This window comes from Bacillus sp. EB106-04-04-XG123 (genome assembly GCF_058791855.1).
Genome location: NZ_JBYTDZ010000001.1, coordinates 854413 through 878385 on the forward strand (window position 1 = coordinate 854413; position 23973 = coordinate 878385).

General features: G+C 41.0%; 25 protein-coding genes and 1 pseudogene. 11 read left to right on the top strand and 15 right to left on the bottom strand.

The window, feature by feature from the left end; all coding sequences use genetic code 11:
• Positions 1-144 precede the first annotated feature (144 nt).
• The gene (locus AC3WTB_RS04480; RefSeq protein ID WP_039177646.1) at positions 145-591 is read left to right on the top strand and encodes a ferritin-like domain-containing protein; all 447 of its coding nucleotides are present in this window, start codon (positions 145-147) and stop codon (positions 589-591) included.
• 189 nt (positions 592-780) lie between these two features.
• Here AC3WTB_RS04480 and AC3WTB_RS04485 read toward each other — a convergent pair whose 3' ends face one another.
• The 3 genes from AC3WTB_RS04485 to AC3WTB_RS04495 are packed head-to-tail and all read right to left on the bottom strand — an operon-like array spanning position 781 to position 2503.
• Positions 781-1191 carry a DoxX family protein gene (locus tag AC3WTB_RS04485; RefSeq protein ID WP_039177642.1) on the bottom strand — a complete coding sequence of 137 codons (411 nt, stop codon included), beginning with the start codon at positions 1189-1191 and terminating at the stop codon, positions 781-783.
• A 57-nt stretch (positions 1192-1248) separates the two neighbouring features.
• Positions 1249-2088 carry a M56 family metallopeptidase gene (locus tag AC3WTB_RS04490; RefSeq protein WP_039177640.1) on the bottom strand — a complete coding sequence of 280 codons (840 nt, stop codon included), beginning with the start codon at positions 2086-2088 and terminating at the stop codon, positions 1249-1251.
• Positions 2081-2503, bottom strand: a complete 423-nt coding sequence (locus AC3WTB_RS04495; protein WP_024425495.1) for a BlaI/MecI/CopY family transcriptional regulator — start codon at positions 2501-2503, stop codon at positions 2081-2083. The genes AC3WTB_RS04490 and AC3WTB_RS04495 overlap by 8 nt, the downstream gene beginning before the upstream one ends.
• Before the next feature lie 267 nt (positions 2504-2770).
• Here AC3WTB_RS04495 and AC3WTB_RS04500 point away from each other — a divergent pair, with 267 nt between their 5' ends.
• A complete protein-coding gene (locus tag AC3WTB_RS04500; RefSeq protein WP_492333436.1) occupies positions 2771-3916 on the top strand; it encodes an AbrB family transcriptional regulator in 1146 nt (381 codons plus the stop codon).
• 38 nt (positions 3917-3954) lie between these two features.
• Here the strand turns inward: AC3WTB_RS04500 and lepB are convergent, their stop codons facing one another.
• Complete coding sequence (gene lepB, locus AC3WTB_RS04505) at positions 3955-4467, bottom strand: signal peptidase I (protein WP_492333385.1); 513 nt, start codon at positions 4465-4467, stop codon at positions 3955-3957.
• Complete coding sequence (locus tag AC3WTB_RS04510; RefSeq protein WP_095408145.1) at positions 4467-5084, bottom strand: TVP38/TMEM64 family protein; 618 nt, start codon at positions 5082-5084, stop codon at positions 4467-4469. Before AC3WTB_RS04510 ends, lepB begins: the two co-directional genes overlap by 1 nt.
• A gap of 156 nt (positions 5085-5240) precedes the next feature.
• Between AC3WTB_RS04510 and AC3WTB_RS04515 the strand changes: the two genes are divergently transcribed.
• Positions 5241-5603, top strand: coding sequence for a YhjD family protein (locus AC3WTB_RS04515; protein WP_024425491.1), 363 nt, complete (start codon positions 5241-5243; stop codon positions 5601-5603).
• Positions 5604-5675: 72 nt separating this feature from the next.
• On the opposite strand, the gene AC3WTB_RS04520 is transcribed toward AC3WTB_RS04515, so the two are convergent.
• The 3 genes from AC3WTB_RS04520 to AC3WTB_RS04530 all read right to left on the bottom strand — a co-directional run bounded on the left by AC3WTB_RS04520 (position 5676) and on the right by AC3WTB_RS04530 (position 8336).
• Positions 5676-6632 carry an LCP family protein gene (locus tag AC3WTB_RS04520; RefSeq protein WP_492333386.1) on the bottom strand — a complete coding sequence of 319 codons (957 nt, stop codon included), beginning with the start codon at positions 6630-6632 and terminating at the stop codon, positions 5676-5678.
• Positions 6633-6822: 190 nt separating this feature from the next.
• Positions 6823-7101: a barstar family protein gene (locus tag AC3WTB_RS04525; protein WP_024425485.1), complete on the bottom strand. Its 279-nt coding sequence runs from the start codon at positions 7099-7101 to the stop codon at positions 6823-6825.
• Positions 7102-7166: 65 nt separating this feature from the next.
• Positions 7167-8336: an MFS transporter gene (locus tag AC3WTB_RS04530; protein ID WP_492333387.1), complete on the bottom strand. Its 1170-nt coding sequence runs from the start codon at positions 8334-8336 to the stop codon at positions 7167-7169.
• 145 nt (positions 8337-8481) lie between these two features.
• Between AC3WTB_RS04530 and pdxR the strand changes: the two genes are divergently transcribed.
• Positions 8482-9921, top strand: a complete 1440-nt coding sequence (gene pdxR / locus AC3WTB_RS04535; protein ID WP_492333388.1) for a MocR-like pyridoxine biosynthesis transcription factor PdxR — start codon at positions 8482-8484, stop codon at positions 9919-9921.
• Positions 9922-9952: 31 nt separating this feature from the next.
• Here pdxR and AC3WTB_RS04540 read toward each other — a convergent pair whose 3' ends face one another.
• Both AC3WTB_RS04540 and AC3WTB_RS04545 read right to left on the bottom strand, forming a co-directional pair.
• The gene (locus AC3WTB_RS04540) at positions 9953-10435 is read right to left on the bottom strand and encodes a hypothetical protein (protein ID WP_252057798.1); all 483 of its coding nucleotides are present in this window, start codon (positions 10433-10435) and stop codon (positions 9953-9955) included.
• 316 nt (positions 10436-10751) lie between these two features.
• The gene (locus tag AC3WTB_RS04545) at positions 10752-11330 is read right to left on the bottom strand and encodes a competence protein ComK (RefSeq protein WP_024425481.1); all 579 of its coding nucleotides are present in this window, start codon (positions 11328-11330) and stop codon (positions 10752-10754) included.
• A gap of 289 nt (positions 11331-11619) precedes the next feature.
• Between AC3WTB_RS04545 and AC3WTB_RS04550 the strand changes: the two genes are divergently transcribed.
• Positions 11620-11856 (top strand): IDEAL domain-containing protein, encoded by a 237-nt coding sequence (locus AC3WTB_RS04550; protein ID WP_008348804.1) that lies wholly within the window; start codon positions 11620-11622, stop codon positions 11854-11856.
• Between the two features lie 56 nt (positions 11857-11912).
• On the opposite strand, the gene AC3WTB_RS04555 is transcribed toward AC3WTB_RS04550, so the two are convergent.
• Complete coding sequence (locus AC3WTB_RS04555) at positions 11913-12773, bottom strand: SDR family oxidoreductase (RefSeq protein WP_024425480.1); 861 nt, start codon at positions 12771-12773, stop codon at positions 11913-11915.
• Positions 12774-12914: 141 nt separating this feature from the next.
• Here AC3WTB_RS04555 and AC3WTB_RS04560 point away from each other — a divergent pair, with 141 nt between their 5' ends.
• The 4 genes and pseudogenes from AC3WTB_RS04560 to AC3WTB_RS04575 all read left to right on the top strand — a co-directional run bounded on the left by AC3WTB_RS04560 (position 12915) and on the right by AC3WTB_RS04575 (position 18014).
• Complete coding sequence (locus AC3WTB_RS04560) at positions 12915-14447, top strand: FAD-dependent oxidoreductase (RefSeq protein ID WP_492333389.1); 1533 nt, start codon at positions 12915-12917, stop codon at positions 14445-14447.
• 79 nt (positions 14448-14526) lie between these two features.
• Positions 14527-15834, top strand: a pseudogene (locus tag AC3WTB_RS04565) (globin-coupled sensor protein); the annotation flags it as partial.
• A 61-nt stretch (positions 15835-15895) separates the two neighbouring features.
• Entirely contained in the window at positions 15896-16480 is a 585-nt protein-coding gene (locus AC3WTB_RS04570) for a histidine phosphatase family protein (protein ID WP_492333390.1), read from the top strand.
• A 388-nt stretch (positions 16481-16868) separates the two neighbouring features.
• A complete protein-coding gene (locus AC3WTB_RS04575) occupies positions 16869-18014 on the top strand; it encodes a serine alkaline protease SapB (RefSeq protein ID WP_047202379.1) in 1146 nt (381 codons plus the stop codon).
• A gap of 243 nt (positions 18015-18257) precedes the next feature.
• Here the strand turns inward: AC3WTB_RS04575 and AC3WTB_RS04580 are convergent, their stop codons facing one another.
• Positions 18258-19541, bottom strand: a complete 1284-nt coding sequence (locus tag AC3WTB_RS04580; protein ID WP_492333391.1) for a M48 family metallopeptidase — start codon at positions 19539-19541, stop codon at positions 18258-18260.
• 177 nt (positions 19542-19718) lie between these two features.
• Here AC3WTB_RS04580 and AC3WTB_RS04585 point away from each other — a divergent pair, with 177 nt between their 5' ends.
• Positions 19719-20126 carry a YhfM domain-containing protein gene (locus AC3WTB_RS04585; protein WP_492333392.1) on the top strand — a complete coding sequence of 136 codons (408 nt, stop codon included), beginning with the start codon at positions 19719-19721 and terminating at the stop codon, positions 20124-20126.
• Between the two features lie 83 nt (positions 20127-20209).
• On the opposite strand, the gene AC3WTB_RS04590 is transcribed toward AC3WTB_RS04585, so the two are convergent.
• The 3 genes from AC3WTB_RS04590 to AC3WTB_RS04600 all read right to left on the bottom strand — a co-directional run bounded on the left by AC3WTB_RS04590 (position 20210) and on the right by AC3WTB_RS04600 (position 23671).
• Complete coding sequence (locus AC3WTB_RS04590; RefSeq protein ID WP_492333393.1) at positions 20210-21763, bottom strand: fatty acid--CoA ligase family protein; 1554 nt, start codon at positions 21761-21763, stop codon at positions 20210-20212.
• Between the two features lie 172 nt (positions 21764-21935).
• Complete coding sequence (gene lplA / locus AC3WTB_RS04595; protein ID WP_024425472.1) at positions 21936-22925, bottom strand: lipoate--protein ligase; 990 nt, start codon at positions 22923-22925, stop codon at positions 21936-21938.
• A gap of 2 nt (positions 22926-22927) precedes the next feature.
• On the bottom strand, positions 22928-23671 hold the full coding sequence (locus AC3WTB_RS04600) for an MBL fold metallo-hydrolase (RefSeq protein ID WP_268429516.1): 744 nt from the start codon (positions 23669-23671) through the stop codon (positions 22928-22930).
• A 156-nt stretch (positions 23672-23827) separates the two neighbouring features.
• Here AC3WTB_RS04600 and yhfH point away from each other — a divergent pair, with 156 nt between their 5' ends.
• Positions 23828-23965: a protein YhfH gene (yhfH, locus tag AC3WTB_RS04605; RefSeq protein ID WP_008359029.1), complete on the top strand. Its 138-nt coding sequence runs from the start codon at positions 23828-23830 to the stop codon at positions 23963-23965.
• The last annotated feature ends 8 nt before the right edge of the window (positions 23966-23973 follow it).

Sequence of the window (23973 nt, forward strand, 5' to 3'; positions counted from 1 at the left end):
ACACCTTTCTTATGTACTCATATTCTAGCGAAAATAGAATTAAATAGCTATTTTCCCCTTCTCCTTCCTAAAAAGATATAGGCACCTTTCCTAACTCTTCTCATATCATAAACCATCATGAACTTAAAGGAGGCTGGCAATATCATGTATTACGGTTATTATGACTACTCGCCATATGACATGCGCCAAAACACAAGGATCATTTCTGACCTTGAAAAAGCGATCAATGGTGAATATTCTGCAATCCAATGCTACGAAAAACTTGCCCAAAGAGCAAAAACTCCTGAGGCAAAAAAAATCATTCAAGAAATACGCCAGGATGAAGTCAGACACTATCAACTATTTACAAAGCTATATTATTCTTTAACAGGTAAAAACCACAAACCAAGCGTAACAGAACCTTGTCCAGATCAATTTAGAGAAGGGCTTCTTTTCGCATTTAAAGATGAACAAAGAACGGTCGATTTTTACTTAACGGTATCAGATTATGTCCGGGATCAAGGAACAAAAGAGCTGATGAAACGTATTGCTCAAGATGAACAGCAACATGCTGTATGGTTTTTATATCTTTTAACGCACCATGTGTCTTAGATAGTCCTATTTTAATAGGAGATCGTATGTTCCGTCAAAAAATGAAATCGTCTTTTTGTTCATTCAATCTATAAAATAAAGGACTATTTTCAGCAAACCTCTCATCTTTTTCAAACGTGAAAACGACAATTTGATAAATAAAAAAACTCCTCTGCCACACATAGCAGAAGGAGTTTTTTTCATGATTGTTTAATGAAATTTTGCTTCATTGCTTTGCTGCTGATGTTTTAGCAGCCCATCAATGGACAGCATCTTACTGCCGCTAAGTGTTAAATAAAGCGCCATGACAAGCAGTGATAGTTCAAATTCATAACCGCCAACAAATCCTTTAGAAAAACCAACCGTCATAATCGCCACAGCCATAATTGGTACAAATAGCGCTGCGAAAATACGTGTTCCTAGACCTAAAATCAAGGCGATACCACCGACCAGTTCAATTGTCTTCACAATATAGGCCATAAATTCCGGTATACCGATTTGTCCAAAGAATGCCGCTGTTCCTCCCAGACCTCCTTGATATGCCTGAAGTCCGTGTAGAAAGAAGATCAAACCTAAAATAACACGCACGAAAAGTGTTCCTATTTCTTGATTCGTTTTCATATAGTGATTTCCTCCTGTTTTTACACTACATAATGTAATGTTAATAAGTAAAAAAAATTAGTAATTTAGATTAAGCATAATCATCAAGACCACCATGAGAATGGTTGATGTGACAATGGGAATGATGGGTACATTGAAAGGAATATTGTATGTTGGATTTAAGATCTTTTGTATTCTTAAATTCAATGCCCGATCTCCAAAGGATACCGCAAACTTCGTTTGTTTTTGAAACTGAGTTCTCTTTTTAATGAGTTTCAAAAGGGCTTGCCCTACTCCAAGCTCAGTGCCTGTCTGCCGAATCGCATAGTCATCTGCGATCACTTCACGAAAAACGGAATAGCTTTGTCTCATATGCTTTAACACTGGAATGTACCAAATAACTTTTGTGAGCATTGAGAATGTGAAGGCCTTTAAAGGATCATAGCTGTATTTGTGGTGCAATTCATGATGAACAACAGCGTCAATCTCCTCTTCATCCAGCATGTCCATGAGAGACGTTGATAGGTAAACCTTTGGGTGAAGCATCCCCATGGCAAAAGCAAGCGGTTCATGACAATGAAACACAACGATGTCGTTTGCATATTTCTCAGATAAAGATTCGGTCGACTCGTGATTGACTGCAAGCATGAGATTTTGCTTGAATTGAATGTACGTTTTGATTTGCTTCGTCATATAGAAAATCGCAAATCCCAGTGTATAGAGCACTAAAGCATCTAGAAAATATTTCAAAGGAGTGAATCCATAGAATTCGAGAACAGATTGGCATACATGAATGAGATTATATGCTTGATTCCAGCCAAAAAAGCTTGAAAGCACGTAATACCCCATCTGATAAAAAATCGTTAAACCAATCAATATACCGCCTAAAAATAGCAGGCTCGATTTCATTTTATTCATTTTGCTGCTCCTCTTTTTTGGATGCCAGCCTTGCTTCAAGCACTTTGAGTAATTCAGGGTCAGCACTTTCAATTGCATCCACCATATGATTCACTGCCAGTGGACCAAAATCGTCCATCAGACCTTGCGTAATCCATTTTGTCTGCTCATTTAGAAATTCTTCTTTTGTTAAAATAGGATTATAAATAGATGAACGCCCTTTTGTTTTCTTCTCCACAATTCCCTTTTCGGTTAAGCGGTTCAGCACAGTCATCACCGTGTTGAAATTAATCGGCTTTTCATCTGACAGCTTCTGCTGCACTTCTTTAATCGGCATATCCTCACCTTGATAAAGGATCTCCATAATTCTTCCCTCTAAAGGACCGAAAAAACGATTCAATCCCTTTTCATTATATTTAAAAGAAGGAATTTTCATGTTATCACCTCACACTAAGGATTGTAGTGTAATTGAAAATGATAGTCAACTGATAACAAAAATAGGGGAAAATCGTTGTATATTTGTTTTTGTTTTTGGTAAAAATTATATCTTCACTTTTATCAAGATGCTGTCAGGTTCTTGATAAGTTAATCTTATGAAAATGGTAAAAAAATTCGTATTTTATTTATAGAGACTTTTGTATTATAGTGAAGATAACAACATTTCACTTACTGAACAAAATTATAGGAAGAAGGTTTACATGTGATGAAACAAGGAAACAGCCTTCGAACCGATCTCATTTTGATCGCAATAAGCGGTTTAGGTGGTTTTCTTTTGTCTTTAACAGGAATGTCTATTGGCTGGATGATCGGTACATTAATCACAGCTGCATTTATTGCCATGCGACGTCCAACCCTGTTTCAGCGTAAAGGAAACAACACCTTGCGTATTCACAGCAGATGGCTACTCCTTGGTCAATTTATTCTCGGAATCGAACTCGGACAAAAAATGAACATGAAAGTTCTTCATATTTTCGCTGAACATTGGCTCCCTGTGAGTTTCATGCTCGTTTTTTCTATTCTACTGGCGATGCTCTCTGGCTTTGCTTTATGGAAGCTGAGTAAAACAGATATGCTGACCAGCTTTGTCGGAACAGCACCAGGCGGTCTATCAGCTATGCCAGGGATTGCCCAAGAGGTTGGAGCAAATACAGCCGTTGTCAGTCTCGTACAAACAACACGTGTATTAATGGTGGTACTCACCATCCCATTTACGGTGTTCTATTTAAATACAAAAAGTCCAGCGGATGCAGCTGCAGGCGTGCAAGGGAGCGCCTTTTCATCCGGCGTTTTCACCCTGTCAAATATCTCGTGGACTGCTGCACTTATTTTAGGTGCCTGGCTTATGTCACGCCTGGCAGTTCGTCTTCATTTCCCTGCCCCTTGGCTGATCGGCAGCATGTTAGGAGTTGCAGCTCTTCAAGTAGGTGCAGGTGCGCTCATAGGTCATGATTTGATTCCTTATTGGCCAGCACAAGCGAATATCGCATCACAGGTATTTCTAGGTGCAACCATCGGTTCAAAAATGAATAAACAGATGTTTGTCGGGCTTAAAAACACGTTAATTGTAGCCGTCGTCAGCTCAGCTGGACTGATTGCTGCAACGGTTCTCAGTTCAATTGCCATTGCAGAGGTCACAGGCATTTCTGTCATTACAGCCATTCTTGCCTTTTCGCCTGGCGGTATTGCAGAAATGGCAACAACAGCAGTCACACTCCATGAGGACTCAACCTTTGTAGTAGCTGTACAAGTTGTTAGAATCATTCTTGTCATTGCTATGCTGCCACCGTTTTTTCGATTCTTACATCATGTCTGGGCAAAAAGACATCCTGATTATAAAGCCGCAAAATAAAAAAAGAGACGCTTTGCATGTGCAGAGCGTCTCTTTTTTTATTCATGCTGATTTCTTTTGACACCAACTACTTTATCCTTTGAAATCGTTCCAAAATGCCGGCTGTCGAAGCTATGTATTCGGTTATCTCCGATTACGAAGTAATGATTTTTTTTGATTTTATCTTGCCCTGTGAGTGCTTTCAGCTGAAAATCTCCTGTCAGGACATTCCCCATTTTATTTTTTTTCTGCTCTTTTAAATAGGGTTCTTTCCATTTTGCACCATCGACAAATAACTGATCATCTACATATTTGATTGATTCTCCTGGGAGCCCAATGACCCGTTTAATCAAAATTTGATTTTTGGGTCCGTGAAATAACACATAATCAAACCGGCTAATTTTCGTGAGTTTTGGCGAGAACTTGTTGATTAATAATTCTGTTCCATTTGTAAATGTGGGGTCCATACTAACCCCTTCTACTTTATACTTCACAAACATGAAATTCTTTACCTGGAACAATAAGACGATGCATGTAATAATCATCAACCATAGCAATGGCTTCTTTTTCATTAAGAGCCTCCTTTGTCCTCACGCTTGCTCATTCGAATGTTCAACCTATTTTCTACTCTCTTTCCAACATACCATAATAAAACGATAACTAGAACCGCAAAAACACTTCTTAACGGATTCTTTACTAAAGCAGAAAGATCATAACCGATAAAACTAATGATAAAGAGCATGACACACTTACCAGCTAAAGCAGCTAGTGCAAATTGCCACATGCTAATTCTTGATAAACCTGCTACTACATTGACGGCAGCAGAAGGTGTAAAAGGAAAGCAGAGTAAAATAAATAACGGACCAAATCCCCGCTTCTCCACCCAAAGCATCAATTTCTTAATGGAAGGGTGTCTGCTGATAAAGTTCAGCATTCTCATCTGTCCAAATTTTCTGATCAGTAAAAAGACAAGAATAGACCCTGCACTTGCACCGATCCAGGTTAATAAAAAGCCTTCCCAAAGGCCGAATGCATTTGCATTTGCCACCGCAAACGCCACGAGTGGTAAAAACGGAAGAAATGCTTCAATCAGAGGAAGCAATATAGCAACAATTGGTCCAAAGGCCTTGTAGCTTTCAAAAAATGATGTGATATTTTCATGAGTAAATAGAGAAAGAAATGATGTCAACTTGTTTGACTCCTTCAATGTTTGTCTACATTTCATTTTACATGGAAAACATAAAAATATACAAATGAATCCCACTCGCCCCCTTGAGATTGTTTGACTCATTCGATATAATAAACAAGAACATTTGTTCTATATTTAAAGAAAGCAGGCTTGGACATGACGAGACTATCAAGAATACAGCTTCAAATGATGGAACAGGCCATCTTTCTCCCAATGGTCATCTCCATCCTCAATCGTGATCTGACACACTTAAAACAACATCAAACATTTAAATTAAATGAACCATACATTCAGCTTGTGACCTCCGTGTTAAAGGAAGCACAGAAGGCACTTTACGAACTGAAGCAGCATTTACGTAAAGAAAATATGAAGGTACAGCAAATTGAACACGATGAAGGATTTACAACGTATCTATTTATCATAAATGGCTATGAAGAAAAGCATAAATACTTTAATCCGCGTATACGTCATCGAGTAGAGGAACTGCTGACTGGATATTTTCTGCATCAAGCAAATTAACTTCTTGCTGAAATGCGCCGTGGTACCCATTTCAAAGAAAAAAGCCTGCCGCGGCGGCAGGCTCCTTCTTATTTATGATAATTCAAGCTGGTTTCTCAGCTCTGTTCTGACTTCTTCTAATCCTGGTCCATCTAACTCAAAGTAATACACATTCCCAGGCTGATAATCATGGCCCTTTAGCTGAATGGTATCTACTGATTTCAATGAGCTCAGTAATGGAAAAAGACCGATGAACTGTTTCATGGAAAGATTGGTTGAGACATTATCACCAAGCGTATCAATGATGTTGTCGTATGACGGGATCGAAGAAATCGATTTAGATTTTTCAAAGATGGCTTGAAGTGCCTCCATTTGGCGCTTTCCGCGCATGAGGTCACTGTCTGCTTTTCTCGTTCTCACAAAGGCTAAAGCTTCTTCGCCATTTAACGTATGTGTTCCTGTTTGCACATGAACTTTCCCTTTTGAATCCTTTTCCATTTGTTTTGCGATACCTTCATCTTTAATCGTTACGTCAATTCCATTTAGCTCATCCACAATGTCTTGAAACGCCTTAAAGTTCCCTGAAATCACATAGTCTACAGGAATGTTCAATAGGTTTTCGACCGTTTTGACTGACAAATCTGCACTCCCAAACGCATGAGCGTGAGCAATTTTATCATATCCTCTTCCCGGTATATCCACATAAGCATCACGAGGAATACTGAGAAGCTTAATGGTTTTGTCTGTTCGGTTCACCGCCGCCAGTAAGACCGCATCACTCCTTGCTTCGTCTACCGTTTCACCTGGACGGCTGTCAATTCCAAGCAGCAGCACCGAAAAGCTGTCCTTTCCTGGATCAAAAGCTTTCACACGCTTTTGCGAGGTGTCTCCTCTTTCTAATGATACTTGCGCCTTATTCGACGCTTTTGAAATTTTATAGTATGCGTATCCAGTCACAGACACTGCCATCACCATGACAAATGCCATGATAAACAGCACGGCTTTGACCCAAGGCCTCAGTCTTCTCTTTGATCTTGTTTTTTCCTTCATCCTTTCCGAACCCTCACTCTACCTTAGTCTATCAATGTAGGTTCCACTATAACATATTTTGAAGAAAGTTTCCTTCACGCAACATATTTTTATGAATCCACAATAAAAAATCAGCAGAGGGCTCACCTATTTACAACATTTAAGAAAAGGAAACTCAAAAAACAGCCTGCGGCAGCGGCTGCTTTTTTCATCATGATTGAATATCAAATTGAAATTGTCCATTCAGTTCTTCTTCTGCTTCTTGAAATAACTGACGCAAGTTCTCAGCATAATCACCAAGAGCGTCTTTGCTCGTTTGAAAATTCACCCATGTCAGTTCTACTGGAAGAGCCACCTCTCCTGTCAAACAGTCCCAAAGGGCATCAAGATTTTTTCCGTAATAGTCAGGAAGGTGTAAAACTGTTTTTAGCTGGTCATGAAGCTCTTCTTGCGACCTGCACGCTGCGCCATCAAGCTGCACTTTTTTCATGTTCATCTTCCCCTCTCCTCTCTATATTTTAAACGAATTGGAGGAGAAAGAGAAAGATGGACATCTTACTTTTGTTTCTGCCTGACACCTGAGATCAATAGAATGAGGCAGGCAGCCAAAACGAGCAAGAAAAAGAGGGTTAATACGAGCTGAGTACCGTATACATCAGCAAATAATCCAACAAAAACACTCGGAATACCAAGTCCTAAATAAGCAAACAAGTAATACCCTGCAACGGCTCTAGCCGCCTCCTTTTTCCCTCGCTCAACAATGAGCTGAAGTCCACCTAAATAAGTAAATCCATAGCAGGCAGTACCCGCCAGCATCGTTCCGGCAAGCACAAGGAAGATAGACCCGCTGCTTGCACCGTATAGCAAGAGGCCATATCCGCATGGAAGACAGATAAACCCCGCAAGGAGCGCTGTACTGCTATTCATCTTGCGCACAAAGGGCTGCATCAGGACACCTGCCATATTAATTAAAAAGAGTGCCGGTCCTACCCACAATTCATAACCATTTAATTTAAGCTGTGCTGGCAAAATCGAAATGACCAGACCGCACACCGACCATGCGATAGCAATGGCTGCATTCGCCGGCATTGTTCCTTTTGGAAACCTTGGCATGTTCATCACCTGTTTACCTGAATCTCCTTGTACAGGCGGCACGAAAAAGAAGACACCTGTAATGGTTAAGATCAAAAAGACCAGCACAATCCAATAGCTAGGCGGCGTGAGCGACACACGCTGAAAAGATAGAAGTGCCGTAAAAAGAGCACCGCCCCCAAATCCAACCGAACTGCATAATGCAATAAAAGTTGGAATCCAGCCTGATTTCTCTGGATATAAAGCAATCAAATATGCGGTGCATGTTCCAACACTAAGACCAAGTCCGACTCCTTGCAGCAGCCTGGCAGCAAAGAGCATTTGTATGGAAGGGTGCACAATCATCAACAAGGTGGCACATAACGAAAAACTAAGGGCGACCAATAAAATCGGCTTGCGACCAGCCCGATCTGAAATGCCGCCAAGAAAAAGCAAAACTGGAATGAGTCCGAAGACATACGCGGCAAATACAAGTGCTGTTGCCGCCTTTCCGTACCCTGCTTGTTCTGCATACGCCGTATAAAGGGGCACTTGCAGATTCACAGCAATCGTAATCATAAAAAGACCAAGTAAAACGAAAATAAACGGGATGATGGATAGGTGTGCCGTTTCTTCTTTGGATGCTGGGATCATTTGACTCTCTCCTCTTTGTCATTGCATATGAGAACAGTGTACACACCATTTGGCTTACTTCCCACATCCAAAAATGACACTATTGACCAGTCCATAATTCCGTGTCATCATCAACTTATGATGTGAAAACGAGAGAAGGTGCACGATGTATATTCATTTAGACCGTTCAAGCGCTACCCCGCTCTGGCAGCAAATCGTAACTGAGATCATTCAAAAAATTCATTCAAAAAAACTGCATCCCGACGATCAGTTAACACCGACAAGAGTGTTAGCTCAGGAGCTTAATGTATCAAGATCCACCGTACAGCTTGCCTACGATGAGCTGCTGGCAAGAGGCTACGTCAGCACATCTAGAAGAGGTGGTACAAAGATTATTTCAAGTGATCAATATACAGCTTCTCCTCCCTATCAAAGTGAACCGCCTTTCTCACCTCCGATCAGACCTCACTTTGAAGAGGCCGAAAAACAAATGGATCATTGGCTGTCAGCCAATCAATATCATGAGAAGCTTGATATTGATTTTCGTCATCAAGAGCCAGCCATCGACGCCCACTTTCAAAACATATGGAAACGCTCGCTCATGAAAGCATTACAGCGATTAGATATGAAGGATTGGGGCTATTCCTCTCCGCATGGATTATGGGAAGTGCGTTCAGAAATACGCCAATACTTATCTGTTGAACGCGGGATCGATGTAGAAGAAGGTCAAATGGTGTTAACGGGTGGCACGCAGCAAGCCATTGATTTAATTTCACAGGTATTGCTTAAAAAAGGTGATACAGTGGCTGTTGAAGATCCAGGTTTCCCTGGGGCAAGGCTGTCGTTTATGAATCGGGAAATGAACATTCACCCCGCACCAGTTGATGAAGAAGGAATGGTGGTGAATACATTGCCCCGGCGAACAAAACTGATTGCTGTGACGCCTTCCCATCAGCGTCCAACTGGTGTATGTATGAGTGTAAACAGAAGGCAGCAGCTGCTGAAGTTTGCTGTCAGCCATCAGTCTTATATATTAGAGGACGATTTTGATGGAGATTATCGTTACCATGGCGGGCCGCTCCCTTCCCTATTTTCAGAAGCACCCGAGCATGTGATTTACATCTTAAGCTTCTCAAAAGTGCTGGCACCTGGCATCCGCCTTGCTGCCATTATCGGCTCCAAAGCCGTTATGAAAGAAATTGCCGCACTGCAATCACTCATTCAAAGACAGCTGCCCATTATGGAACAAATCACACTCGCTTCTTTTTTCAAAGAAGGAGAATTCACGCGGTATGTCAGACGAATGAGACAGCTGTATAAAAAAAGACAGGCAGCCATGATGGAAGCCCTTTTGACACATCACTTTGACAAACACTTCCGTATCTATGGAACCGATACGGGTCTTCATGTCTTTTTAGAAGGAGCACAAGACTTTGATGAAAAAGGGAGCATTGAGGCAGCAAAAGCAGCTGGCGTTGGCATTTATCCATTAAGTCCTTATTGTTTTGAAAGCAATCGAAAGGGATTACTGCTAGGATTCGCCTGTACCGACGAAAGCATGATTCAAGAGGGCGTTCGCCGTTTAAAGAAAATACTTCACATCTAAAAAAGCCTGGAAGTAAACCTTCCGGGCTTTTTTAGGATGATTGCTGAATCTGACCTACTTCTTCAATAAATGCGGCTGTCTGCTGCAAGCCATCCTGAAAATGATGGGTAGCGGAAATAAACAGCTTCTCTTGATCGGGGTGCTTCAAGAGCTTTTCCACCTTACTGATCCCTTTTTCAAAGGAAGCAAGACCTGTCTTTAATTGTTGATCGGCCTTTTGATAAGCGGCTGGAACTTCTTGATGATCAAGCCCTTTTTGAATCACACGATCAAATGCTTTCGTTGCTTCTGTCAATTTTTTATTTGTTTGGATCTTTCCATGTCCATCTGAGATAAACTGATCGGTCATCTTATCATATGCTTCATTTAACTCATCCATATAAGACTGAACCCATTGTTCATAAGCAGCTTCTTTTGCGTCTTGCTTTGAAGGCGATTGACCTGCTTGCTGACAGGCTGCTAGTAATGTCACTGTTAGGATAAATAGCAGCACCAAATGTGATTGTTTTTTCATACAGAGCCTCCATTTCTTTATCCCATTCGTTCATATCGGTCAAATATGAGCATCCTTTACCACATAAGAATTCTTTGCAAGAAATGATTTCTTTTATTGTAACAGACAAGCTCGTGTCACTTCTGTGATTTATGAGTAAATGGATGAAAATACGTCTAAGGATTCACATTTCCCTGTCATTTCCCAACACAACCAATAGACGGCGAGACATACGTATTTGGTTTCAAAGAATTCATCTTGATGATGTATGGCCGCCTTTTTGCATTGCATTCATGCTGATAAGAGGTCCAGCGGCTGCTCTGCCGCTGGCTTTAAACTAATATCTATTACGTAGCTCCCTTAATATAAAATCGTATACGAGATTGAGCTGCTGTTCCTTTGGATACAGCATAAATTCTTGTTTCTTAGGAAGACCTCCATCCAGACGATCTTGAAATTTCGTTCGGAGATATGCTGTTCGGTGCACCTGACTCTCAAATGATTTATATGAGACATCAAGTTTGACGGTTTGCTCATTTGTAAAGGTGACCACCGTGTCTCCGAGGGATGATTCTTGGAAGGTATGAATGTATTTGTGGGAGATCCAGCCGCACTGAGGACGGTTGGATGAATAAGTTGGGAAGAAATACAGATGATTGGATGAGTCAATCACAATTGGAGGCTTATGGGATATTCCTGTTACTTCGTATGTTCCCGCCTTTCTGCCTGCATAGCTTGAGCCGAAGAATCTGCAGCTGCGTTCAATAATTTGCAGGGGTTTTAATTCAACGTAAAAGCTTGTCTCTCTTTCTATGACTTTTGAATATACTCTTTTTCCTTCTTCAACTGGAAGGACCGCCATTGTTGTTTGATTAATGACGTATGAATCTAAAGGTGTTTCACTAATTCCTGACACTTCATTTCCTCCTGTGTTAATATTTGGTTATTTAAGATACTATTAATCTATCACCAACATATAAGAAACGACAGGATTTTTTCAAAATTTATTAAAATTCATCTTTTTATCAAATTTTTTAGTCCATTCGATCTATCGAAAAGCCATTTTTAAAAATATATCACATCCTGTCGATTGGACAAGAGGTGTCGATTCTGCTCAAAAATAAATTGTCTAAAAATTATAAATTCTTGTTGATTTTTTCTCCGCCAATCCATATACTATAAAAAAGGCATCGGGGGGATTCTTTATGAAAGAGAAAAAAACGTATGCTGAGCTCATGAAGTCCCGCAACACCCAAAAAACCGAAGAAAACGGCGTCACCATTTTAGACATCTATATTCAAATGGTTTTAGATGAAGCGCTTTATAAACAGCGCCTAACCTTCCTAAGAGAAGAGATTGATAAGGCACTGGATCAGCGTGATGAAAAGCGATTCAATGACCTGTCAGCTCAATATGCAGAACACTGCTTACATCAATCATGATGATTTTACTTGCGGCAGAGAGACAGCAACTCGTCTCTTTACCGCAAGTTTTTTGTTTATCCATTTAAAATGGTCCCGCCATTCACATGCAGCATTTGTCCATTCATATAAGATGAGTCTTCGCTCGCTAAAAATAAATAACTTGGCGCAAGCTCTACTGGCTCACCAGGACGTTCCATTGGGACATCTCCGCCAAATTCAGAGACTTCTTTTTCCGTAAAGGTTGATGGAATCAGCGGTGTCCAAATAGGGCCGGGAGCTACCCCATTCACTCTAATCCCTTGTTTAATGAGAGATAAGGATAATGATCTCGTAAAGGTTACGACCGCCCCTTTTGTGGATGAATAATCGATCAATGTTTCATGCCCTTTATAGGCGGTGACAGATGCTGTATTAATGATACTGCTTCCTTTTTTTAAATGAGGAAGAACAGCTTTTGTTAAATAAAACATGGCAAAAATATTCGTTTGAAACGTCCGAAGAAGCTGATGCGAGGTAATTTGCTCAATGCTTTTTTGCGGATGCTGTTCCCCGGCGTTATTCACCAAAATATCAATGGAACCAAAGGCATCTTTTGTTTTTTTGACGACCTCATTTGAAAAAGCCTCATCCCCTAAATCACCTGCAATTAAGATGACACGGCCTCCCGCTTTCTCAATATAGTCTTTCGTCTCCTCGGCATCGCGATGTTCACTTAAGTAAACAATGGCGACATTGGCACCTTCCTTCGCAAATAAGACAGAGACTGCTCTTCCGATCCCGCTGTCTCCTCCGGTCACAATGGCTGTTTTTCCTGCTAACTTTTTGTCCTGCACCTCACGATCAAAGACAGGTCTGGGGTTCATTTTATATTCAAGACCAGGACGTTCATTTTGGTGCTGAGGCGGCAATGTTTTCTTCGGCTGCTTTGTTGACAAGTTAGTCCACTCCTTCCTTTTATCTTGTTTATTTTTATGTGCTGACGGCTTTTTTATGTATGGCGCCCTGTTTCCTTTTAGATGTATGATTTTCAGCATTGTGGAAAAATTATACACAACAAGTCAAGTGGAGGCGACAACATGGAACAAGAGCATAAAGGAATGGAACAGGCAAAATCGTTATGGCTGGCAGGCAGTCAGAAACATTCTTTTCCTGCTGTGAGTGAGGATCTCACAGCAGATGTGATCATTGTCGGCGGCGGTATTACCGGGATCGCTGCGGCGTTTGAAATGACAGAGCGAGGGCTAGATGTAATCATCATTGATGCCGATCAATTGCTGCAAGGCACGACCGGACACACGACAGCTAAAATCACCTCACAGCATGATGTATACTACCATGAACTGATTCAACAAATTGGGATGCCAAAAGCACGTTTGTATGTAGAAGCAAATGAGAAAGCAAAAGACCTCATTCAAGCTCGTGTCAAAGAGCACGACATCGATTGTCAGTTAGAGATAAAAGATGCTTACCTTTATACAAAGGAAGAAAGCGGTGTAAAAAAGTTAAAGAAGGAATTAGATGCCTACAAACAGCTTGGTATTGACCGGGAATGGAAAACAAAGCTTCCTTTTGACGCTGACATCAAAGCAGCTCTTGCGATGACCAAGCAGGCACAGTTTCATCCCCTTCATTATCTCAATGCGCTAATCGACAAGCTCCTAGAGCGAGGTGTACGTATCTTTGAACAAACAACCGCTGTTGATGTAAAAGAAGGGAACCGGCCTGCTGTCGTCACAAAAAGCGGACATCATCTGACAGGGCGCTATGTCATTTCATGCTCACACTTTCCTTTTTATGATGGGAAAGGACTTTATTTCACCAGAATTCATCCAGAGCAGTCTTATGTCGTAGCAGCTAAAACAACCAAACCGCTCCCAGACGGAATGTACTTAGGAATTGACCAGCCTGCTCACTCTTTAAGAACGGCAGAATGGCACGGTGAAGAAGTAGTCCTCATCGGAGGAGAAGGCCATAAAACCGGACAAGGCGGAGATGAATCCGCTCACTATGAAGGACTAGAAACGTTTGGAGACGCCACTCTTGGAATAGAAGAAGTGCTGTATCGCTGGTCGACACACGATATGGTCACAATGGATCAAATCCCTTACATTGGCCGCCTAACCAAACACCACCAGAATATCTTTGTAGCGACTGGCTTTAGAAAATGGGGCATGACCACAAGCCACGTGGCAGCTACTCTTATCGGTGATTTAATTGAAGGAAAACCGAATCCATACGAATCAATCTTTACGCCATCAAGACCTGTTTCTGACTCTTTCGTCAAAGATTTCGTTAAAGAAAATACCAATGTCGCTGCCAAGCTGATCAGTGGTAAATTCAAACGAACTGACCAAACGATCGATGATTTAAAACCAGGCGAGGGCGGCATTATCTCGTATAAACATAAAAAGTGCGGCGCCTTTAAATCAGAGGATGGGAATGTCTTTCTTGTCGATACAACGTGTACTCACTTAGGCTGTGAGGTCGCTTGGAATAATAGTGACCGCACTTGGGATTGTCCGTGTCACGGTTCACGTTTTTCTATTACTGGAGAAGTAGTAGAAGGCCCTGCTAAGAAACCACTAAAAAGGTCATATACAGAACAGTAAAATTTCACTCGTTCCCCTTTAAAAAATCCAATATTATCCGATAAAAAACATAAAGTCTGATATTTGTGATGATTATGGGGGGACTAACACATTGTTATTTAAAAAAGAGCCGAAAAGAAAAAACACTGCTTTTTTCACACAGCAGGATGATGGGATAAAACGAATCAACTTCTCGAACAATACGGACATCGCCAAACAAATCAAAATGATCGACCTGACGCAGCATGACCTATTGATATTAAAGCAGCTCAATCCAATTGTTCAGGATGATATTGCACTTATTGTTGATAAGTTTTATAAAAATTTAGAAGTCGAGTCTTCCTTGATGCATATCATTCAAGACAATAGTTCTGTCGATCGTTTGAAAAAAACACTCCGCATTCATATTAGCGAAATGTTTGCAGGTGTGATTGACGAAGCCTATGTGGCAAAACGCATAAAAATTGCGCAAGTTCATTTACGAATTGGACTCCAGCCTAAATGGTACATGGCAGCATTCCAAGACCTTCTGCTATCAATTATGGATTTATTCGCTCATCATATCCAAGATTTCAAAGAATATCAGACAGCAGTCAAAGCGACGACGAAAATTTTAAATTTAGAGCAGCAGCTTGTCCTAGACACATTCCAAAATGAATATTCTAAAATTCGTGATGAAGCAGAAGAGCAGCAGCAGGAGCTTCATACAAAAATCACGGAGACTTCAAATTCGCTTGCTTCGCTCTTCTCAAACACAACAAGTGCAGTCGACAAGCTTGTCTCAAAATCGGATGAGATGGCGGACATGTCACAAGCTGGAACACAAATTTCAGCACAGGTCGAAGAAAAATCAATCGGCGGTAAAAAAGAATTAGAAATTCAGCAAACACAAATGAATCAAATTGATGGCAGCATGACGAAGATTGAAACAGAAATTAAGCGCCTTGAAGAAATCGCCAAACAAATTGAACAAATCTTTGGGATTGTCACAGGCATTGCAGAGCAGACGAACTTGTTATCTTTAAATGCCTCAATCGAATCTGCACGAGCAGGTGAACATGGAAAAGGCTTTGCTGTCGTTGCAAACGAAGTGCGCAAATTATCAGAGGACACGAAGAAAACGGTTTCAACTGTATCTGAACTCGTCAACAATACCAATTCACAAATCGCCATCGTGTCTCAGCACATTGCAGACGTGAATTTACTTGTAACAGACAGTAAAGAAAAAATGACACAAATCAATTCACTCTTCGATGATATCGTCAGCAGCATGAACTTAAGCAAAAACCAAAACGGTAAAATTGAAATTGATCTTCAGACCTTCCTTAACGAATTGAAGGAAGTCAAACAAACGGTGTCTCAAGTTGCAAGCTCCGTCGAATCCTTAACAAGCCTGACAAATCGCTAATACAGTCTTTTTTCTTATGCTTTAGTATAATAGAAGAAAAGATAGAAAAGGCGGGATTTGATTGACAACAATTTGCCTAGTCAGACACGGGGAAACAGATTGGAATGCGGCGAAACGAATTCAAGGGCGAACAGACATCCCTTTAAACGACACAGGTAAATGGCAGGCTGAACAAACTGGACTTTACTTAAAGGATGTCCATTGGGATGTTGTCATTTCCAGTCCACTCATAAGGGCAAAAGAAACAGCAAACTTGATTTTAAATCATGTTCATGCCCCACTTGTCATCATGGATGATTTCATTGAACGAGATTACGGTGACGCTGAAGGCATGTCGTTTGAGGAGCGGCAAAAGCTGTTTCCAGATAAACAGTATCCAAATATGGAACCACTAGAGACGATTCAAAACCGCATGTTAGAAGGAATTGAGAAAGTCAGAGCAGCCTATCCAGATCAACATGTCCTGATCGTGGCTCACGGTGCTGCTATCCATGCTTTACTCACCACTTTGGCTGATGAACATATGGGTCTACAGAACACGAGACTTGTCAATGCTTGCTTAAATTATGTGGAATGGACAGATGGTAAATGGAAGGTCCGTGATTACAACGTGGTCAGCCATTTAACTCAATCCGCCCCTTCTTAAAGAGCCTGTATCTTAGCAGGTTCTTTTTTTCATGACAAAAACAATGATAAAATAATATTTTTTTATATCGAAATTCGAAATAGATGCTAGACGATTCTACCTATTTTATGGCATTTCGGGTATCGAATATTTAACCGGAAATGGATCATGAGAAAAAAAGCACACTCCCTTTTTAATAGATCATCGCTGAAATGATAGAATAAACATATTTTACCACCAGTTCCAAGTGACTTAATTCCCCAATTTTCGCTAGGACTTTCACAAAAATTCGGGTCTACTCTTATTTGCCTACTTCCCTTAAACTGAATATACAGAATAATCAAACGGGTCATTCTTATAGACTACGGATGATTATTCTGAAATAAGAAAAAAGGGATGTGGAATGTGCGTGAAAAAGAAAAATGTGATGACAAGTGTTTTATTGGCTGTCCCTCTTCTGTTTTCAGCAGGGTTTGGAGGATCCATGGCAAATGCCGAGACGGTCTCCAAAACAGATAGTGAAAAAAGCTATATTGTTGGTTTTAAAGCCTCTGCCACCACAAACAGCTCTAAGAAACAAGCTGTCATTCAAAATGGTGGAAAACTAGAAAAACAATACCGCCTCATTAATGCTGCACAAGTGAAAATGTCCGAACAAGCCGCCAAAAAACTTGAACATGACCCTAGCATTGCTTACGTAGAAGAAGACCATAAAGCAGAAGCATATGCACAAACCGTCCCTTATGGAATCCCTCAAATCAAAGCTCCAGCTGTACACGCTCAAGGTTATAAAGGTGCTAATGTCAAAGTAGCTGTCCTTGATACTGGAATCCACGCAGCACACCCTGACTTAAATGTTGCAGGCGGTGCGAGCTTCGTCCCTTCAGAGCCAAATGCCACCCAAGACTTTCAATCACACGGAACTCACGTAGCTGGAACCATTGCTGCCCTTGATAACACAATTGGTGTTCTCGGGGTCGCTCCAAGTGCTTCCCTATATGCTGTAAAAGTATTAGACCGTTATGGCGACGGACAATACAGCTGGATTATTAGCGGTATTGAATGGGCTGTAGCCAATAACATGGATGTCATCAACATGAGCTTAGGCGGTCCAAGCGGTTCAACAGCACTTAAAAACGCTGTTGATACAGCGAATAACCGTGGAGTCGTTGTTGTTGCCGCCGCAGGTAATTCTGGCTCTAGCGGCTCTAGCAGTACAGTTGGCTATCCAGCAAAATATGATTCTACAATTGCCGTTGCCAATGTAAACAGTAACAATGTCAGAAATTCATCTTCTAGCGCAGGTCCTGAATTAGATGTTTCTGCACCTGGTACTTCTATTTTAAGTACAGTACCAAGCAGTGGATACACTTCTTATACTGGAACATCTATGGCGTCTCCTCATGTAGCAGGAGCAGCAGCGCTTATTCTTTCTAAAAACCCGAACCTAACAAATTCACAGGTTCGCCAGCGCTTAGAAAATACAGCGACACCGCTTGGTGACTCATTCTATTATGGAAAAGGGTTAATCAACGTTCAAGCGGCTTCTAACTAACCAAGTGTAATAAAAAAATCCGGCTGATCCAGCCGGATTCAGCGTGTAGACAAACCCTCGCATTCGGTGTCAGTCCTGCGTGCCGGTGCTCACGAATGCTCAATTCGCTCCGCTCCGGTACTCGTCCTTCCTAGACTTCAAAGGTTTTCTATCACGCTGAAAAGAAGACAAAGAACTAAAATAAAAATCATTTTAGCCCTTTGTCAACAATCTAAATCCGGCTGATCCAGCCGGATTTTTTTATTACTGCTTTTTCGGCGTTTTTTCTTTTTCCGCCGCTTTTTCCATATCCATGATTCTCTCCATCATGGTCGGGTGTCCATAGCGGAAAATCTTCACTAAAAATGGTGGATTTACCTGGGACAGCCCTGATTTTGCAAGCTTTTGAAAAGACGTTACGCCTGCCTCCCCATCTTTTGTCATGTTCACCGCATATTCGTCGGCTGCCCGTTCTTGATGCCTTGACACGGCATTTGTAAAAGGTGAAGCAGCAAATGACAGCATCGATACGATGATTAAAAGAAGCGGAAGAGCAGCGATGTCGTGTGACACCTTGAGTCGAAATGAGGCGGCTCCTTTTTCATAAAGATAAAAATAAAGACGGTCGATGGCAAAAAATCCGGCCAGTGACAGCACTAAATATCCTGCTAACCCAATATAGACATGTTTCATGACGTAATGTCCCATTTCATGTGCCATGATAAATAAAATTTCGCGGTCTTTCAGCTTTTGCAGTGTTGTGTCCCATAAGACAATGCGCTTATTTTCACCAATTCCTGTGACATAAGCGTTCATCGTGTTCGTTTTCTCAGACATATTGACCTCATATACATGATCTGCCGGAATATGCGCTTTGTCTGCCAGCGTTAATATCTTCTTCTCAAGAGCTTGATCCTTTAGTGGATAAAAATTGTTATATAACGGATCAATGACGACTGGCTGTATAAAGAAGAGAAACAGCGTGACTGGGACTGTCAAACACCACGCATACAGCCACCAGCGCTTTCTTCTTTTTTGAATCAGCCAAAAAAATACGATAGCACAAAGGGCAAGGAGCGGATATTGAATCCAAAAATCCAGTGTTTGATCTTTCAACCAGCTTGCCGTACTTTGTGCAGATACTCCGTAGTGCAAGGACAGCTGATAGCCAATCCACTTAATTGGCAATGAAATGAGCATTGTTAGAAGCGACAGCACAAACACATACACAAGTTTACTTAAAAACGTGAAGCGAGCTGCTGCTAGGCTCCAGTCTGCTATTTTCCGTGAAAACCCTGAAATGAGCAAAAGGAAAAAGACATACCAATCTAATGGGATGGTTATGAAATACAGCAGATTTCGTATGTTCGAGAAATTCTCGCTGATCACAAGCTCATGACTTGTCATAAAGGTATGCGGATCTGCACTTGTCCCTTTTACACTTTCAGGTACTGATGAATCCCCCATTAGAAACAGATATGAATAAATAAAAAGACCGTACAATATGTATGCTAACGTTGCAAGAGCTACCCATTTACGTACTCGCACAGGTCAGCCTCCTTTCCATTCCTCTCTCTATTCTAATCACACATTTTTTCGTTTAGAACCTGTCTCATGTGGCTCCATCATAGCATGCCCCATCTGAAAAAGCTTTCGCGAAAAAAATGATTATGCGACTCAAAAATCGGAGAAGCTACATGTAAAACAGTGAGTTGGAGGATCAAAATGAAGAAAATCCTTGCAGGAGTTGTGATTTTTGGACTTTTATTAATCACCTTCTTTTATGTGTTCAGCCGGACGAGCGAAATCTTTGATGAGAATCGAGTAGAAAAATTGCTGCTCTCGCCAGCGAATGAATCCATCTCTTATGAAATAGATGATAAGGACACAGCAGAAGATTTAATTGAAGAATTAAATAAAGGCAAACAAACGAGCAATCATCTCAAGAAAAATTTAAAAAAGCCCGATTATATCGCCAAGGTGATGTTCGGACGAACAAATGGTACCACCTTTCAGCTTTGGACCAAGCGATCACAGATCGTTTTTTTAGTCGATGGGACGTTTTATGAACTGAATGAAAAACACTCGAAATCTTTTCAAAGACAGTTAAAAGAAGCCATTCAAAAGAGCTAAACTTCTTTCAGCGTAATAGAACGCCTTGCATGCGAGGATTTGTCTACATGCTAAGGGAGCCTCCTCATCAGAGACTCCCTTTTTTATTTACTTTCTTCTGCTTGATACTTCTCCTTTAGCGCTCTTCTTAAAATTTTACCTGTTGTGTTTTTTGGAATATCATCTATGAAATGGATCGTTTGGGGCTGCTTATATTTCGCTAAATAGCGTGAACAATGTGTGATGATGTCTTCTTGATTAATGTGAGCATGTTTCTTAGGGGAAATGTAACAGACGACTGCCTCTCCTGTGTTTGGGTCTGGCACACCGATGACGACGGCTTCTGCTACAGCTTCATGTTGATAAAGTACTTCTTCTACTTCTCTTGGATAAACATTATAACCGCCAACAAGAATCATATCCTTTTTCCGATCGACAATATAAATATATCCTTCTTCGTCTCTTCTCGCCAAATCACCAGTATACAGCCAGCCGTCTCTTAGTGCAGCTTCCGTATCTTCTGGCATTTGATAATAGCCTTTCATGATGTTTGGCCCTTTTGCTATCAGCTCTCCAACTTCATTAGGACCAACTTCTTCTCCAAGTTCATTCACAATTTTATTCTTCACATTCATAATGTCCGTCCCGACAGAACCCGGCTTTCTTTTTCCATCAAGAGGATTGAATGCAGTCACTGGAGATGCCTCTGATAACCCATAGCCCTCAAGGACCGTCACTCCGAACTTTTTCTCAAATCCATGGAGTAAGGCAACGGGCATTGAGGCACCGCCTGATATACAGATCCTCACAGATGACATCGCTTCATTATGCCCCTCCTGACGGTACAAATAGTTATACATGGTTGGAACACCAACAAATAGCGTTGGCTTCTCTTTTTCCATCATGTGCAAAAGCTCTGATGGGCTGAAATGCGGCAAGACATAAATCGTCGCGCCATGCATTAACGGTGCATTCATACAGACTGTTAAACAAAAAACATGGAACATTGGCAAAGCGGCAATGACCTTGTCCTTTTCGTCAATCGATAAATACTCAGCGGTATCTCTGGCATTTGAATAAAGGTTGAGATGAGTGAGCATGGCGCCTTTTGGTTTTCCTGTCGTGCCAGATGTAAATAAAATAACTGCGGTATCATCTGGCTGAATGGAAGGATGTACGTTTTCATTCGCAGCACCTGACACAAGTTTTCCAAAGAAAACAAGCCGATCAGATACTTCCTTGAAGCTTGATCTGCACGCCGATTCATTTTCTGCACAAATAATGACTTTTTCAATGGACGGAAGCTGTTCATACACCTGCTCGTACACTGGCAGAAGCTGTTCAGGTGCCACAATGCCTTTTACATCACCTGTGACGAGCATATATCCAATTTCACTAGGTGTGTATGTTGGATTAATAGGTACAACGACTACCCCTGCCTTTAATGCGCCAAAAAAAGAAATGACAAAATGCGGTGAATTTCCTAAAATAAGCGCAATATGATCCCCAGCTTGAAACCCTTCGTTGACTAATCCATCTGCAAAACGCTCGATACTTGTCATCAGCTCTCGATAGGTCCACTTCTTTCCTTCAAAGATCAGTGCGATACTTTCTCCCTTCGTCATCACCGTCTGCTGAAGATTTTTGATCAAATCCATTCTCCCACCCCTTACGTGTCATCAATGAATGAATAACCATTCATTTTATGGCCAAACATTCCTCCTTTCTATTATAATAGACAATCGAAAAAATCCACAAGATCAAATGTAAATCGCTTTCATTTCCTTCAATCAAAAAAGCACCGCTATCTCTAGCCGTGCCTTCCCGCGATTAATAAATCAAATCAAGAAAATCCTCTTTTGATACGTTGCCGAAATAGTGACGCATGTCCATATCTTCTAATACGTCGCTAATTGTTTTACGATCATATTGCTGTCCAATGAGTCTCTTTTCAATATCGGCAATATCCCCTACGCCAAAGAAATCACCAAAGATTTTACAATCCTGAATCATCCCTTTTTTCACTTCTAATCGCAAATCAATGGAGCCTGCAGGGAATCTCTTAGAATGCTGCAAATTAAATTTCGGTGAACGGCCGTAGTTCCATTCCCATTTTTGATAGCGATCTCGGGAAATTTCGTGAATCTTTTCCCAATCCTTTTCAGTCAGGCGATATTGAGGCACATCCCCATTTGTATCAAAAATGTAGCTTAAAAGAATTTTTCTAAATTCTTCAGTTGTCATTTTTTGATCCATCAGTTCACTAATATTGGCGACCCTGCTTCTAATCGATTTGATGCCTTTTGATTCAATCTTTTCTTTTTTCACATTTAAAGCCGAAACGACATGTTCAATTTCTGAATCAAATAGCAGTGTGCCATGGCTGAAAATACGTCCTCTTGTTGCAAACTGGGCATTTCCAGAAATTTTACGTCCATCTGCCATGATGTCATTTCTGCCGCTCAATTCAGCTTTAACGCCTAGCTTTTCAAGCGCTTTGATGACTGGCTCCGTGAACTTTTTAAAGTTATGGAAGCTATCCCCATCATCTTTTGTAATAAAGCTGAAGTTTAAGTTTCCTTTGTCATGGTAAACTGCACCACCGCCGGATAAGCGGCGCACAACTTTAATTCCGTTGTCTTCCACATACTTCGTGTTGATTTCTTCTATTGTATTTTGGTTCTTTCCAATAATAATCGACGGCTGATTGATGTAAAACAGTAAATATGTTTCTTCTGGATCTAAATATTTTAAGCAATATTCTTCAATTGCCAAATTAATCATTGGATCATAATGTTGTTCGTTATCGATAAACAGCATCTCTATCTTCCTTCCTTGTTCCATCTAAGCCCTGAATGGGCAAGCTGTATACTGCCAGTATATAACGCCTGTGCTTCATTGACTAGGTCTTTATGACGACCAAAATGGGGCAGATGGGTGATGATGAGTTCCCCAACATTTGCTTCCTTTGCCATCTTCCCTACTTCCGTACTGTTCATATGTCCAGCACCTGATCCGTCCTGTCCAGCGTAAAAATTGCTTTCGGCAATGAGCAGATCTGCCCCCTTGCTAAATGGAATAAATGCGTCCTGATAGCTTGAGTCTGCTGTATACACGACCACAGCATCCTCTGCCTGAATTCTCATAGCATAGCATTCTGCCGGATGAACCGTTTTCAAAAAATCAATTTGAAATGGTCCTAGTTGAATTCCTTCTTCCGGGTGATAGGGCTTTGCCTTTGTATGTACATCATCAGATAGCCGTCCAAATGCTTCTTGATCACCCGTATGTCCATAAATCGGAAGCGGGCCGCTGCTTTTTCCTAAATGATATCCCACTAGCTTCGCATATTGGAGTGGTCCGATATCTGCAATATGATCGTGGTGATAATGAGAAAGGAGAACAGCATCTAGTTCTTCTATATCAATGTATTGCTGAAGCTTTGAAAGAACACCGCTTCCGCAGTCTACAAGAAGACGAAAGCCATCTGATTCAAAAAGATAGCCTGATGTCGCTTCACCTGCTGCCGGAAACCCTCCATAGCATCCAATCACGGTTAATTTCATCGTCATTTTTCCCTCCTTTTCTAAAATTCCCCTCCTTACAATATACCCATTTTTCATGGAAAAAGCATTCTTCTTGCCTGTTGTTACAAAACAGATTGACAATTATTAATCTGTTATAATACAATGATAACAACAAAACGTATTGGAGGATGACAAATGCTAGGAAAAATCACAGAGTTTTTTAGAAATTTGCCCTCAAAAAAATGCACCAAATGTGGAAATGATTTAATGGAACAGCACGAGTGTTATGGTAATGAATGTGAGGAATGCTCACAAGTAAGTTATCTTAAATAAGGAAATAA

What these genes read in the sequence shown, in the direction of transcription:
- AC3WTB_RS04490 (WP_039177640.1), bottom strand. Translation starts at nt 2,088, where the DNA reads ATGAATAAAATGAAATCGAGCCTGCTATTTTTAGGCGGTATATTGATT.
- AC3WTB_RS04590 (WP_492333393.1), bottom strand. Translation starts at nt 21,763, where the DNA reads ATGGATTTGATCAAAAATCTTCAGCAGACGGTGATGACGAAGGGAGAA.
- AC3WTB_RS04525 (WP_024425485.1), bottom strand. Translation starts at nt 7,101, where the DNA reads ATGAAAAAAGTGCAGCTTGATGGCGCAGCGTGCAGGTCGCAAGAAGAG.
- yhfH (WP_008359029.1), top strand. Translation starts at nt 23,828, where the DNA reads ATGCTAGGAAAAATCACAGAGTTTTTTAGAAATTTGCCCTCAAAAAAA.
- AC3WTB_RS04530 (WP_492333387.1), bottom strand. Translation starts at nt 8,336, where the DNA reads ATGATCCCAGCATCCAAAGAAGAAACGGCACACCTATCCATCATCCCG.
- AC3WTB_RS04480 (WP_039177646.1), top strand. Translation starts at nt 145, where the DNA reads ATGTATTACGGTTATTATGACTACTCGCCATATGACATGCGCCAAAAC.
- lepB (WP_492333385.1), bottom strand. Translation starts at nt 4,467, where the DNA reads ATGAAAAAGAAGCCATTGCTATGGTTGATGATTATTACATGCATCGTC.
- AC3WTB_RS04560 (WP_492333389.1), top strand. Translation starts at nt 12,915, where the DNA reads ATGGAACAAGAGCATAAAGGAATGGAACAGGCAAAATCGTTATGGCTG.
- AC3WTB_RS04520 (WP_492333386.1), bottom strand. Translation starts at nt 6,632, where the DNA reads ATGAAGGAAAAAACAAGATCAAAGAGAAGACTGAGGCCTTGGGTCAAA.
- AC3WTB_RS04550 (WP_008348804.1), top strand. Translation starts at nt 11,620, where the DNA reads ATGAAAGAGAAAAAAACGTATGCTGAGCTCATGAAGTCCCGCAACACC.
- AC3WTB_RS04500 (WP_492333436.1), top strand. Translation starts at nt 2,771, where the DNA reads ATGAAACAAGGAAACAGCCTTCGAACCGATCTCATTTTGATCGCAATA.
- lplA (WP_024425472.1), bottom strand. Translation starts at nt 22,925, where the DNA reads ATGCTGTTTATCGATAACGAACAACATTATGATCCAATGATTAATTTG.
- AC3WTB_RS04485 (WP_039177642.1), bottom strand. Translation starts at nt 1,191, where the DNA reads ATGAAAACGAATCAAGAAATAGGAACACTTTTCGTGCGTGTTATTTTA.
- AC3WTB_RS04600 (WP_268429516.1), bottom strand. Translation starts at nt 23,671, where the DNA reads ATGAAATTAACCGTGATTGGATGCTATGGAGGGTTTCCGGCAGCAGGT.
- AC3WTB_RS04515 (WP_024425491.1), top strand. Translation starts at nt 5,241, where the DNA reads ATGACGAGACTATCAAGAATACAGCTTCAAATGATGGAACAGGCCATC.
- pdxR (WP_492333388.1), top strand. Translation starts at nt 8,482, where the DNA reads ATGTATATTCATTTAGACCGTTCAAGCGCTACCCCGCTCTGGCAGCAA.
- AC3WTB_RS04585 (WP_492333392.1), top strand. Translation starts at nt 19,719, where the DNA reads ATGAAGAAAATCCTTGCAGGAGTTGTGATTTTTGGACTTTTATTAATC.
- AC3WTB_RS04540 (WP_252057798.1), bottom strand. Translation starts at nt 10,435, where the DNA reads ATGAAAAAACAATCACATTTGGTGCTGCTATTTATCCTAACAGTGACA.
- AC3WTB_RS04495 (WP_024425495.1), bottom strand. Translation starts at nt 2,503, where the DNA reads ATGAAAATTCCTTCTTTTAAATATAATGAAAAGGGATTGAATCGTTTT.